At 54.9% G+C, this 11,921-nt stretch carries 12 protein-coding genes and 1 pseudogene; 4 read left to right on the top strand and 9 right to left on the bottom strand.

The genetic code is table 11. The features are described from left to right. Positions 1–105 precede the first annotated feature (105 nt). The 5 genes from QMX85_RS09595 to QMX85_RS09575 form a co-directional block, all read right to left on the bottom strand. On the bottom strand, positions 106–2,469 hold the full coding sequence (locus QMX85_RS09595; protein WP_012018611.1) for a heavy metal translocating P-type ATPase: 2,364 nt from the start codon (positions 2,467–2,469) through the stop codon (positions 106–108). 5 nt (positions 2,470–2,474) lie between these two features. Continuing rightward, on the bottom strand, positions 2,475–2,723 hold the full coding sequence (locus QMX85_RS09590) for a DUF2933 domain-containing protein (protein WP_003246761.1): 249 nt from the start codon (positions 2,721–2,723) through the stop codon (positions 2,475–2,477). A gap of 79 nt (positions 2,724–2,802) precedes the next feature. After that, a complete protein-coding gene (locus QMX85_RS09585; RefSeq protein ID WP_003246762.1) occupies positions 2,803–3,336 on the bottom strand; it encodes a cupredoxin family protein in 534 nt (177 codons plus the stop codon). A gap of 147 nt (positions 3,337–3,483) precedes the next feature. Further along, a complete protein-coding gene (locus QMX85_RS09580) occupies positions 3,484–4,041 on the bottom strand; it encodes a plastocyanin/azurin family copper-binding protein (RefSeq protein WP_024616818.1) in 558 nt (185 codons plus the stop codon). Positions 4,042–4,208: 167 nt separating this feature from the next. Beyond that, positions 4,209–4,568 carry a co-regulatory protein PtrA N-terminal domain-containing protein gene (locus QMX85_RS09575; RefSeq protein ID WP_282340273.1) on the bottom strand — a complete coding sequence of 120 codons (360 nt, stop codon included), beginning with the start codon at positions 4,566–4,568 and terminating at the stop codon, positions 4,209–4,211. Positions 4,569–4,775: 207 nt separating this feature from the next. Between QMX85_RS09575 and QMX85_RS09570 the strand changes: the two genes are divergently transcribed. Both QMX85_RS09570 and QMX85_RS09565 read left to right on the top strand, forming a co-directional pair. Beyond that, positions 4,776–5,453 (top strand): heavy metal response regulator transcription factor, encoded by a 678-nt coding sequence (locus QMX85_RS09570; RefSeq protein WP_004374688.1) that lies wholly within the window; start codon positions 4,776–4,778, stop codon positions 5,451–5,453. Positions 5,454–5,455: 2 nt separating this feature from the next. Next, a complete protein-coding gene (locus QMX85_RS09565; protein WP_177429580.1) occupies positions 5,456–6,832 on the top strand; it encodes a heavy metal sensor histidine kinase in 1,377 nt (458 codons plus the stop codon). A gap of 105 nt (positions 6,833–6,937) precedes the next feature. On the opposite strand, the pseudogene QMX85_RS09560 reads toward QMX85_RS09565, so the two are convergent. Then, a pseudogene (locus QMX85_RS09560) lies at positions 6,938–7,294 on the bottom strand (type IIL restriction-modification enzyme MmeI); the annotation flags it as partial. 156 nt (positions 7,295–7,450) lie between these two features. On the opposite strand from QMX85_RS09560, the gene QMX85_RS09555 reads away from it, so the two are divergent. After that, positions 7,451–7,561 (top strand): DUF4113 domain-containing protein, encoded by a 111-nt coding sequence (locus tag QMX85_RS09555; protein WP_225850683.1) that lies wholly within the window; start codon positions 7,451–7,453, stop codon positions 7,559–7,561. A 3-nt stretch (positions 7,562–7,564) separates the two neighbouring features. Here QMX85_RS09555 and QMX85_RS09550 read toward each other — a convergent pair whose 3' ends face one another. Continuing rightward, positions 7,565–8,263 carry an inovirus Gp2 family protein gene (locus tag QMX85_RS09550; protein WP_282340425.1) on the bottom strand — a complete coding sequence of 233 codons (699 nt, stop codon included), beginning with the start codon at positions 8,261–8,263 and terminating at the stop codon, positions 7,565–7,567. Between the two features lie 478 nt (positions 8,264–8,741). After that, on the bottom strand, positions 8,742–8,972 hold the full coding sequence (locus tag QMX85_RS09545; protein WP_033937793.1) for an AlpA family transcriptional regulator: 231 nt from the start codon (positions 8,970–8,972) through the stop codon (positions 8,742–8,744). A gap of 177 nt (positions 8,973–9,149) precedes the next feature. On the opposite strand from QMX85_RS09545, the gene QMX85_RS09540 reads away from it, so the two are divergent. Further along, positions 9,150–10,829 (top strand): YfjI family protein, encoded by a 1,680-nt coding sequence (locus tag QMX85_RS09540; RefSeq protein WP_282340260.1) that lies wholly within the window; start codon positions 9,150–9,152, stop codon positions 10,827–10,829. Positions 10,830–11,235: 406 nt separating this feature from the next. On the opposite strand, the gene QMX85_RS09535 is transcribed toward QMX85_RS09540, so the two are convergent. Next, the gene (locus QMX85_RS09535; protein ID WP_282340258.1) at positions 11,236–11,838 is read right to left on the bottom strand and encodes a transposase; all 603 of its coding nucleotides are present in this window, start codon (positions 11,836–11,838) and stop codon (positions 11,236–11,238) included. Positions 11,839–11,921 lie beyond the last annotated feature (83 nt).

Genomic DNA, 11,921 nt, shown 5'->3' with positions numbered 1-11,921 from the left:
CTCGTCACTATGTGTTGCGACAGATAGGTCGGACCGGAAACTACCGTACGGCATTTTCCGGTCAGATGCGCTTCTGAATAATCACCTGGTCGGTGGTATGGAAGCCTATCCGATGTCCGTTGATTTCAACCTCAGAGCATTGAAGACCACCGACGCCGAGCTGACACTCATCGCCAGCGCAGCAATCAAGGGCGACAGAAGATGCCCCGTCAGCGGGTACAGCAGCCCCGCTGCTAGCGGGATTCCCATCGCGTTGTAGAGGAACGCAAAGGCGAGGTTCTGCCTCATGTTTTTCACGGTTGCCACTGACAGGGTGCGCGCTCGCAGGATGCCCATCAGATCTCCCTTGACCAGCGTCACTTGGGCGCTGTTCATCGCCACATCGGTACCGGTGCCCATGGCGATACCTACGTCAGACCTGGCCAGGGCGGGCGCATCGTTGATGCCGTCACCCGCCATGGCGACACGACGGCCATAGCCCTGCAAATCGGCGACCAGTTTCTCCTTATCCTGCGGTTTGACCTCACCATGCACTTCCTCGATTCCGAGCTGCTTCGCCACGGCTCTTGCTGTGGTGAGGCCATCACCAGTGGCCATGATGACCTTTACGTCTTCGCTTTGAAGCTTGGAGACAGCCTGTTGAGAAGTAGGCTTGATCGGATCGGAAACGGCCAGGAGTCCCGCCAGGCGACCATCAACGGCCAAATAGATGATGCTGATGCCTTCCAGACGCAGTTGCTCGGCGCGATTGCGCAGCGGGGTAATATCGACGCCCGCCTCGTCCATCAGTGCGGTGTTGCCGAGCTGCAGCTGATGGTCATCGACCTGGCCGCGCACACCAATACCCGAGCCAGATTCGAAAGTGTCCGGTTTGACCAGTGCAATGCCCTGACCGCGCGCATGATCGACGATGGCATGAGCCAGCGGGTGCTCACTACCCTGGTCGAGACTAGCAGCCAGGCGCAGCACTTCATTGGAGTCGTAACCGCCTGTCCCTTCCGCACTATGAAATACGGGACGCCCCTCAGTCAGGGTTCCAGTCTTGTCGACGATGAGCGTGTCGATCTTGCATAGATTTTCGATGGCGCTGGCATCGCGGAACAACACACCGCTGCTAGCGGCCTTGCCAGTCGCAACCATGACGGACATCGGGGTTGCCAGACCCAGAGCGCAGGGACACGCAATGATTAGCACCGCCACCGCATTGATCAGGCCAAATACCCAGCCTGATTCCGGCCCTAATAGCCCCCAGCCGAAGAAGGTCAGAATCGCGATCAGGATCACCCCGACCACGAAATACCCTGCCACCGCATCAGCCATACGCTGCATGGGGGCCTTGGAACGTTGGGCTCTGGCCACCATCTGAACGATCTGCGACAGCATGGTCTCGGCACCGACCTTCTGCGCCTCCATCACCAGGCTGCCGTGGGTGTTCAGGGTGGCACCGATAAGGGCATCCCCTACCCGCTTGGTCACGGGTAACGGTTCTCCGGTAAGCATCGACTCGTCGACGGCGCTCTCCCCCTCTAGAACCGTACCGTCCACCGGGACTTTCTCTCCCGGCCGGACACGTAGGTGGTCGCCCTGATGGACATGTGTCAGCGGAATATCTTCTTCCTGGCCATCGGGCTTGATGCGACGCGCAGTCTTTGGTGCCAGCCTCAGCAGTGACTTGATGGCTGCCGAAGTCTGCGAGCGGGCCTTGAGTTCGAGCATTTGGCCCAACAGCGTGAGTGAGATAATCACCGCGGCTGCTTCAAAATAGACGCCGATACGTCCGTCCTGGGCAAAAGCCGCCGGAAACCACTGCGGAACCAAGGTAGCGGCCACGCTGTAGAGGTAGGCAGCGGCCGTTCCCAAACCGATCAGGGTCCACATGTTGGGGCTGCGGTGGCGGATGGAGTCAATGCCGCGGGTGAAGAATACCCAGCCACCCCATAGCGTCACGGGCGTCGCCAGAGCCAGCTCGACCCAGTTCTGGGTCGTGCCATGAAACAGTTGCAAGGAATGGCCGGCCATCGCCAATACGGTCACGATGACGGTCAACGGTAGGGTCCACCAGAACCGCAGCGAGAAGTCCTTCAGCTCTGGATTTTCCTCCTCTTCCAGCTCCGGGATGACAGGTTCCAGCGTCATCCCGCAGATCGGGCAGTTTCCGGGAGCCGGTTGACGGATTTCTGGATGCATCGGGCAGGTGTATTCAGCACCTACAGGTGTCGATGTGGGTGCTGGAGTCGCGTGCTGGTGATGCTCCCCATGAGACTGATGGCTCATGTACTGATGAGGATCTGCTTGGAATTTCTCTAGGCACTTCGCACTGCAGAAATGATAGGCCTTCCCTTCAAAGCTCTCGCGATAAGGGCCATCAGGTTTGACCTCCATGCCACACACCGGGTCGCGCTGGCTCTCGGAGTGGGCGTGCGAGTTATGTGAATGATCCTGGTCATGATGGCAGGAGGTCTTTTGCATGCGATCTATGTCCTTTCTTCGTCCTTGGAAACAGCGGTGCTGCTGGAGTGGGAGTGCCCGCCGTGATTGTGGCCAAACAGATGCATCAGCGGGCATAGCAGCAGGATGAGGTACGGCAGGGCCTGCGAAAGATGACCGTAATGCTCACGCGCTACATAGAAGATGCCGATTACGGCCAGCATGATCAGCGCAATGCCAATCTTGCTCTTCCAAAAAGGCGGCTCAGTGGTACTGGTGTGATGGGTATGGTCCACGACAATAGCCTCGTTTCAATGGCGGCCGGATCAGTATAGGTGTCTCAGACTGGACGGAGTTGGCGAGTATCAATAAACGTCAGCGTACGGTCACCTTACCGACCATTCCCGACTGATAATGTCCTGGAATATTGCAGGCGAACTCCAGTTCGGTGGCGGCGGAGAAGGTCCAGATCAACTCTTCGCGTGCTCCAGGTTCGACAAGAACACTGTTGGGGTCATCGTGTTCCATACCGACCATCTTCATGCCGCCCATGGCATGGCCCATATTGCTCATGTCATGTGCACCTGTAGGGGACAGCGTGCCGTTCTGAAACATCGCGGCCATCTCTTTCTGGTGCGCGGCATGGGATGCCGCTTTGCCAAGATTGAATTCGTGTAGCAGTGCACCGTCATTTTTCAGGACGAAGCGAACTGTCTCGCCTGCTTTGATCTCCATTGCTTTGGGTTCGAAGAAGATGTCCCCCATCCGGACTTCGATGGTGCGATCTACTGCCTGACCGTCTCCCGGTTGCCCAATACTGTCTTTCTTGTGGCCCGGGCTGGCCAGCGCATTGGCAGCACTGAGCAGCAAGCCAAGGGTGGTGATTATGAAAGCGGGTCTGAGTTTCATGGTGTGCCTCTGAGGTGTTGAGGAGGGATGAGTCCCGATGCTAATGAGGTGCAGCTGGCGGTACGCTGACGTGAAAACTACATCGCAGTAAGGTTCGTCAGATCGGTGCTACCCAGCCCGCTGCCAACGGGTAGCACCGATGCCGGACTAACGCAGAGCAAACTCACCGACCATCCCCGCCTGGTAATGCCCAGGCAATGTACAGGCGAAGCTCAAACTGCCCGCCTTAGGGAAGGTCCACACGAACTCTTTGGTTGTGCCGGGCTCGACGAGAACCGCGTTCGGGTCGTCATGCTTGGCTTTGATGACTTCCGGATAGCCTGGAGGGTTGGAGTCTCCCGTGCCATAACGCTCATGCCAGACAATGCGCTCGGCCATGCCGGTCGGGGTCAGTGTGCCGTCCTTGAACAAGGACGCCATCTTGCGCTGGTGCTCCAGCTGGGACGCTGCCTGCCCGATGTTGAACTCGTGCATCAACGCGCCCTCGTTCTTCAGAACGAAGCGCACGGTTTCACCTGGCTTCACATCGATCGTTTTCTGGCTGTAGTTGATGTCGTCCATCTTTACCAAGATGGTACGAGTCGCTGGCGTCGCCTGGGCCTGCTGCCCAATGCCATTGCTACTGTCGCTGGTCTCGGCAAATGCCGGAAAAGTGGTGCTGATGAACAGTGTGCTGATCAGCAGCTTAAGAGGGATGCGTTTCATGGTGAGACCTCGCTAGGTAGGCTGGAAATCTCATGCTATTCCCCGCTTCCTGCCAGGCCGCTGACCCCAAAACTACAATTGCGTCAGCTGGAAAAAAGCACGGCGCCATTGAGGCGCCGCTAGGCCAAAGGAGCAATCACGGAAGGCCTGGAAGATGGGGGAAACTCTTACTTATGGCACTCTTTGTCGGCCATCATCAGCTTGTGCTCGCGAATCATTTGACCCAGCACGTCGTCTACTAACTTGTCGTGTTTTTCCATCCAGGCCAAATGATCTTCGGCAGACATGCCTGGAGCAGGATGTTCATTGTGCAGCTGACTCATGAGGTCTTCGAGCATGTTCATGTGCTCCTTCATATGCACATGCCGCTCGCCGACTGGGGCCTTCTCTGCCTGGATCAGCACGGCTACCGCTTTGTCGCGCATCTGCTGCATGCGCTCAAAGGTACGATCACCCCCCCCTTCGGCCCAGACCATAGAAGAAAGCAGCAGCGAACCAACCAGAAGTAAAGGTTTCAGCGATTTCATGGGGCAGTCTCCATCAGTGCTAACTATGGCCGGCACCTCTGCTTTTGGTCTGTCGAGGGCCGAGAGCACAACCTAGTGCTCATGCTTGCACCCTAGACAAGCCACCCTGTCAGTGAGCTGAAGTCAGAATTACATTTTCGTAAGCTTCTGGTTGGGGCCGCGGTTTGCCTGCAAACTCAGGCCACCCGACTTTTGGAGTCTGCACACATGAAACTACTGGTAGCTGAAGACGAACCCAAAACCGGTACGTACCTCCAGCAAGGTCTCACCGAGGCTGGGTTCAATGTCGACCGGGTTATGACCGGTACAGATGCCCTTCAGCATGCACTTAGCGAAGCCTATGACCTGCTAATTCTGGATGTAATGATGCCTGGGCTGGACGGTTGGGAAGTGCTGCGCATGTTGCGCGCAGCAGGAAAAGACGTCCCCGTACTGTTCTTGACGGCACGCGATGGTGTGGAAGACCGCGTTAAAGGGTTGGAGCTGGGTGCGGACGACTACCTGATCAAGCCATTTGCTTTCTCAGAGCTTCTGGCCAGGGTCAGAACGCTGCTGCGTAGAGGCAATGGCTCACCCACGCAAACAACGATGAAAATTGCCGATTTGGAAGTCGATCTGATGAAGCGTCGCGCCATCCGCGGCGGTAAACGAATTGACCTGACCGCGAAGGAGTTTTCACTGCTGGAACTGCTACTGCGCCGGCGCGGCGAGGTGCTCCCGAAGTCGCTGATTGCCTCTCAGGTTTGGGACATGAATTTCGACAGCGACACCAATGTCATTGAGGTTGCGGTACGCCGGCTACGCGCAAAAATCGATGACGATTTCGATCTCAAGCTGATTCATACCGCCCGCGGCATGGGATACATGATGGATGCGCCGGAGTGAATATGAAGCACCTTTCGCTGACAGCACGCATGAGCCTGATGTTCATGTCCGCGGTAATTGCAGTCCTGACGGTAGCAGGGCTGAGTTTCAATATGCTCAGCCAGCACCACTTCAAGATGCTGGATCGGCAGGCCCTGGTGGAGAAACTCGAATCCGCCAAACATATCCTCAACAATGCTCGCGGTGAAGCGAGCCTTTCGGAAGAATTACCGCAGTTGCGAGCCTTGCTGGGAGCCCATCAGGATCTGGCGGCCACTATCCTGGCCAGTGACGGTTCTGTACTGTTCTCCGACCCCAGAGCAGTCGAAGTACCAGAGCGTTTCAGACGTGAAAATGAGCAGAGCATGTGGGAGTGGCAGAACGGCCAACACATGTACCGCGGCATGACGGCGCAAATCTCGGTAGCCGATCAGGCTGAGCCGCTCACAGCTTTGCTGATTCTTGACGTCACCAATCACACACACTTTTTCGACACGCTGCAACGATGGTTCTGGATTGGATTGGTCATCAGTGCCCTGTTCAGTGCCGCGCTCGGCTGGGTGGTTGCTCGCAGCGGCCTTAGGCCTCTGCGGCAAGTCACTCATGTGGCCTCCGGGATGTCCGCTCGCTCGTTACAGGAACGAATCCCTCTCGAACCAGTGCCGCGGGAACTTCAGCAACTGGTTCTATCCTTCAATGCGATGTTGGCTCGGCTAGAGGATGCCTTCGTTAGGCTCTCCAATTTTTCGGCCGACATTGCCCACGAGCTACGCACGCCCGTTAGCAACCTGATGACCCACACCGAGGTCGTGCTGAGTAAAAAACGCGATATCAATGCCTATGAGGAGAATCTGTACTCCAACCTGGAGGACTTGAAGCGCATGTCTCGGATGATTGATGACATGCTGTTCTTGGCCAAGGCTGATAATGGCCTGATCATCCCCGAGCAGGCCAGGATCGAACTGGCTGACGTAGTCTTCAAGCTGTTTGACTACTACCACCTTCTGGCCGAAGAGCGCGGCATTGAGCTATCGCTCACAGGCAAAGGCCAAGTGCTGGGAGATCGGCTGATGCTTGATCGCGCGCTATCCAACTTGCTGTCCAATGCGCTGCGCTACACGCCGGCGGGACAGACAATTTCGGTTCTGATCCGCGAGACAGAGGACTCCACTACCTTCAGTATCGAGAACCCAGGGGACACAATCAGCTCAGAGCATCTAGAGAAGCTCTTCGACCGTTTTTACCGGGTTGACCCCGCTCGGCGGGAGGGCAGCCCGAGCAACGCCGGGCTCGGGCTTGCAATCACCCGATCCATCATTGAGGCTCACAAAGGCCGCATCTGGTGCACCTCAGCGGCTAGCCTCACGGGCTTTCACATCGAATTGCCCCATCCCAGATAATGCCGGTCTGGCGGTAAGTAGGCTACAGCTAACCGCTAGCCCAACTTGACAGGGTGGGTGCAGGTGCAACTCGACTGAGCGCAGATTGCATTCGCCATCCAGACAGTCAGGAAACTGCGGGTAGTCGCAGGCGACCGTCTCGCCGCTTTCCAGCTCCTCAGCTTCCAGCGTCTCGCCATCGGTAGCGAGCACATATTTAGCCTTGGCACGGGCCGTCGCGGGGCTGGCCTTCAGTGCCGCCAGGGTTTCGGTGACCTTGCCTGGCTCACACACAGCCAAATGGATATTGCTGGTCTGCAGTACGCCGCCCAGATCGGACTTATTGGTTGCACCCGAACGCAGGCGCTTGAGGGTGGTTTCCTTATTACCGAAAGCCTGCAGGAAGGCATAAGGGAACTCGACCCGGTCAAACGGCTGGCTGGCCAGGTCGGTGATGGCTTGTTCGATTTCTACGGCGTTCATATAAGGCTGTTCCGATCACTGCTGCCAAGGCGGCAAGGGGGCCTCTAGGCCCACCATCCATGCAAAGTGCATGGATGATAAAGGAACGAGCATTGGCATGTGAAAATGATCCTGTGCCCCATGGAAGCTATCAAAAACTGCTGAGGACGTGGAACGCTGCAGCCAGGACGCATCGCCAAGCCAGTCGAGTGGGCTATGCGAAGAAAACTGCTATCCCCCGCCTACACCACTCGCTGGTCTGAGTTAATGGTCGCAAAGGCGAACTAGCCACTACCCTCGGCTAGTGCCGAATCCTCGCTGACGATCCCCGTAGGACTTGGTCGCTTTCTTACACAGGTAGCTGGCTCGTTTGAACAGATCATCCAGCTCATCGCCCTTGTCTCGACGCTTTACTCGATCGATTCGATACTCAGCATTCTTCGGGATGTGCACCAGCCCCCTGACGCAGTCGACATGTTGTCCCAGCGCACGTGCCCAGGACTCTTCTATACGGCTGATCATGTTCACCCGTTCTGACCCAAGACGCCCAATGCCGTAGTAGGCATCGCGGTTCAACAGTATCAGCAGGTGATAATGCTGCCGACCGGCCTGGCCGATCTCTCTCGACCAGACGTACCGGACTTTGCAACCACGCGAGTACCCACGCTCAGCCACTCGCTCCTGGTGGTACTGAATCCTCTTCGTAAACGATTCGAAGAACCGGCTGATGACCTGGTTTGTATAGGCGAAGTCGGGTAGCTCGACACCCTGAGGCAAACGGAGATCCACCCTGTAGGCCAAGACCCTCGGATACTCAGCTAGTGCCAGATCGACGGTGCGCTTGAGATCAGACAGGTATTCCCGAATAAAGGGGCCTACTTCGATCTGTATGGGAAAGCCCTCGAAGGTATCCCCGTAGTGCAGATGGAGGTTGGGATTATCAGGATGACGGAGTGGGTAGCGCTGGGTGGGTTCGGTATCGTTGAGCATGGTTATGACCTCTCGTTGGTTGAGTTTCATAACCAGTGCCTGCTGTGTACTTTTTAACCGTTACCTGTCCTCGCCTGATCCGTTGGTTGGTCTCTCTGGATACGCTGTAGTGATGGCCTCTCAGGTGGTGGATCAGTGTCCGACTCCCTGTGTAGGTCAGTAAAGGTTGCTACTCGGTTAGGCGTGAACCCTTCGGGTGGTAATGGCTAGTAAAAGCATAATACCCGCACCGCAATTTCCTTCTCCGAGCAGCTCGGGTAAAGCCACCTCAATCGTCCCGCCATAGCGGCAATTTTTACCGAGTTCGGATTTCGGAAATAAATCAAGCCGAAGAGGCCTGAGCCAGATATCGAAGAGGCTGTCGGGGCGGCGGGAGCGATACCGCCACGACTTGCCATGCGAGGCCGCACAGCCAGTCAATGAACGGCGGCATAAGCGCCATGACCAGCCGAAGCCGATCATGGCGCAGGTGGCGGTTCTAGCTGGCCATACTCAGATGGCCAATCGGGCGCGTAGCAGCCCCCTCGGCTTGGTCACGTTCCTCAATCCTGGCCAGGATCCAGTCGTGCACCTCGCTATCGACCCAGCCGACGCAGCGGTCGCCCAACGATACCGGTTTCGGGAAGGTGCCTTCCGAGATGTACTTGTACAGGGTCGACCGAGACAGGCCAGTGGCAGTGATCACGTCTTGTAAGCGGAAAATTCGCATGAGCAGGCTCCTCTGTGGCTCAGAAGATGTGCTGAGACGGTAAAAAAAGACCGCAATACGCCTCTCCTGAACCAGGTGCATGCCGCTCACAGACTCGTGGCTTTGAAAATATCCACAGCTTGTAATTAGAAAAACCTGCTATTTTTGCGATTAATAGCAGAAATAGCAGGTTTTAAGATGATTGAGGAAATTGAAAAAAACCAACCCTGGACTAGCCCTAACCCATCAATGGACGAACAAGGTTGGCCCCACTTTAGCGAGCACAGCCTCTTTGAGGCCGCAGTGGGGGAATCAGCGCGAGAGCATCAAGTCTCTCGTGAAATGGCGATGATGTGCGCCCTAGGTGCCATTGCCACGGCCTGCCAAGGCCTCGTTGACGTAGAAATGCCAACCGGACATAGAGTGCCAACCTCATTGATGCTCCTAACCATTGCGGAGTCTGGGGAGCGAAAAACAGTTACACAGAACTATTTTTTTGAGGCCATCACCAATCTAAATGATGTCGCACATCGCACAAATGAAGCCGCCTTACTTCAGCAAAAAGTTGATCATCAGCTGTGGATCACACAAAAAAAGCACCTAGAGCGTGCATTTAACAAATGCGCGACCCAAGGGGATGAGGCTGCTACACATGCAGCTTTAGAGGCAGTAGCTGAGCACCTCAGAGCTGAACCACAACCAGTTCGATCTGGAAAGTTTTTGTACGAAGACACAACCCCACAGGCTCTCGTACAGATGCTCTACGAGAATATTCCACATGGCTGCTTATTAACGAGCGAAGCAAGCAGTATTTTTAGCGGGAAAGCCTTAGGAGAACTGGACAAACTCAACACGCTGTGGGACGGCGGCAGCGTGAAGGTTGACCGAATATCAAGGGATAGTTTTGTCCTACAGAATGCTCGCCTTACTCTTTCATTAATGGCTCAGCCGAATGTAATTAATCGATTCATGAGCAAGCGCGGCGAAGAGGCTAGAGGAACTGGATTTTTAGCTCGATTCTTAGTCGTAAAGCCTCGCACAATGGCTGGGCACCGAACAAACCAAAAACTATCCAAGCTATCTCGTAAGAAAGCCTTCAATACCCGCATCCAAGAACTTTTGACTTCAGAATCATCATCAGAAAGACAAGTACTGCAATTCTCAGAACAGGCAAAAGACTTCTGGTTTATGTGCAACCAATACCTTGAAAAGCAGATGCAGGAAAACGGATTATATTATTACCTCAAAGATCACGCCTCAAAGCTACTAGAAAACACTAGCCGACTAGCAGCCACATTGCATACTTTCGAACGAAAATACAATAGCGATATAGAAATAGATATCTTCACATTAAAGTTTTGCTGGTCTTTTACCCAAAACTGTTCAAAGCACTTTATTGAGCACCTAGCCAACGAACCGCAAATCGTCACAGACACAAACCTCCTTGCGCACTTCTTGCTTAAAACCGCTTACAAGCGCGACCTTCACTCACCAGACCCCGAAACTGAAAGCAATCGAAAATCGGACCCTAACCGAATCAAAGCTAGACCAGTGCAACCAGGTGATCTGATAATCGGCGTGGAAACTATTTTCACACTATCCCAAGTTAAACAGTCTGGGCCAAGCGTACTAAGAGGTCGCGCTAATTCTGAGCGACTATATTCAGCAATAGATCTACTTATCAAGCTGGGGCACGTCAAAAGGGAGAGAAGTCACTTCAGGTTCAGAGAATCAATCCTTCTTAGCACCGGAGAGCCTGAACTAAAAAATGGCCAAATCATTACAATCAAGGAGCTACCGCTATTTTGCGAGCAGGAATTTGTTCAAGAAAATAACTCGCCTCACCATACATCGGGCTATCGCATCAAAATTAGTTAAAAAACTAATTCCAAGACAACCCATTCCAAGGGAAAGATTTTTTGGAACACAATTAACGCTACGTTATAACATATTATAAAAACCATAAGACACCTGAGCGAAGACCCGGATTTAACGAACAGGCACCCGAGTTTTTCTCTGAGAAGGAGTCTGAAGCTAACAGGAATGCCGAGAAGCCAATGCGCGAGATCCAAGAGGCAATCAGGGCAGTCGAAGCGAAGTGTAAAATGATAAGCCATAGGAACATCTGAGCCCACTAGGGAAGGTCTGAAAAAGCCGCCTGTTTTTGACCGACTTCAGCCCTTGCCGATTTTGAAAGCGGCAAATCGATCAAAACCCGCCCGATCACCCGCTCATTTCTTGGTTTTTAGCCGCTGCGAGCTTCTCGCGGCGGCTATTCCCCGCATTACAGGCGCACCTCTCCTGCACTCATCAAATGTCTTCGCGCCATCCACAGGTTCGACAGCGCGAACAGTGTCACCAACTGAGCGGTGTTTTTCGCCAGACCACGGAAGCGCGTCTTCACATAGCCGAACTGGCGTTTGATCACTCGAAACGGATGTTCGACCTTCGCGCGCACCTGAGCTTTGGCTTGTTCGATCCTGCGCTTGGCCTTGTACAGCACGCTGCGCTTGCCCAGCTTCTTGTAGGTGCTGCGACGGGCGGCAATCTGCCAGACGACCTTCCGGTCGGCGTGCTCCGGACGTTTGTCGACGCCGGTACGCTCCAGGCTCAAGCCCGCAAACTGGCGCAGGATGGTCGTCTCGTACAACGCCTCTTCCATCGCCGGATCGCTGTAGCCAAACCAGTTCTGCATCAGATGTACTCGCAGCATCGCCATCAACGGATAGGCCGGACGGCCGCCTTCACCCTTCGGGTAGTGCGGCTCGATCAACGCAATCAAACCCTTCCACGGCACCACTCGATCCATCTCGATCAGGAACAGCTCTTTGCGGGTCTGCTTGCGCTTGCCTGCGTACTCGGCGTCGGCGAAGGTCATCTGCTTCATGGGAAAACTCGGCGAGGTGAAGTCGGGGGATTTTGCCAAATCAGGAAGTCTTTTTCAGACCTTCCCTAGGGATGGTCTGAAAA

The organism is Pseudomonas sp. PS02288 (genome assembly GCF_029959715.1).
In the GTDB taxonomy this organism is placed as follows: Bacteria; Pseudomonadota; Gammaproteobacteria; order Pseudomonadales; family Pseudomonadaceae; genus Pseudomonas_O; species Pseudomonas_O kuykendallii.
Note: the sequence above shows the minus strand (reverse complement) of the source record. Positions and strands in the feature narration are given on the sequence as shown.

What these genes read in the sequence shown, in the direction of transcription:
- QMX85_RS09595 (WP_012018611.1), bottom strand. Translation starts at nt 2,469, where the DNA reads ATGCAAAAGACCTCCTGCCATCATGACCAGGATCATTCACATAACTCG.
- QMX85_RS09585 (WP_003246762.1), bottom strand. Translation starts at nt 3,336, where the DNA reads ATGAAACTCAGACCCGCTTTCATAATCACCACCCTTGGCTTGCTGCTC.
- QMX85_RS09580 (WP_024616818.1), bottom strand. Translation starts at nt 4,041, where the DNA reads ATGAAACGCATCCCTCTTAAGCTGCTGATCAGCACACTGTTCATCAGC.
- QMX85_RS09575 (WP_282340273.1), bottom strand. Translation starts at nt 4,568, where the DNA reads ATGAAATCGCTGAAACCTTTACTTCTGGTTGGTTCGCTGCTGCTTTCT.
- QMX85_RS09570 (WP_004374688.1), top strand. Translation starts at nt 4,776, where the DNA reads ATGAAACTACTGGTAGCTGAAGACGAACCCAAAACCGGTACGTACCTC.
- QMX85_RS09565 (WP_177429580.1), top strand. Translation starts at nt 5,456, where the DNA reads ATGAAGCACCTTTCGCTGACAGCACGCATGAGCCTGATGTTCATGTCC.
- QMX85_RS09550 (WP_282340425.1), bottom strand. Translation starts at nt 8,263, where the DNA reads ATGCTCAACGATACCGAACCCACCCAGCGCTACCCACTCCGTCATCCT.
- QMX85_RS09545 (WP_033937793.1), bottom strand. Translation starts at nt 8,972, where the DNA reads ATGCGAATTTTCCGCTTACAAGACGTGATCACTGCCACTGGCCTGTCT.
- QMX85_RS09540 (WP_282340260.1), top strand. Translation starts at nt 9,150, where the DNA reads ATGATTGAGGAAATTGAAAAAAACCAACCCTGGACTAGCCCTAACCCA.
- QMX85_RS09535 (WP_282340258.1), bottom strand. Translation starts at nt 11,838, where the DNA reads ATGAAGCAGATGACCTTCGCCGACGCCGAGTACGCAGGCAAGCGCAAG.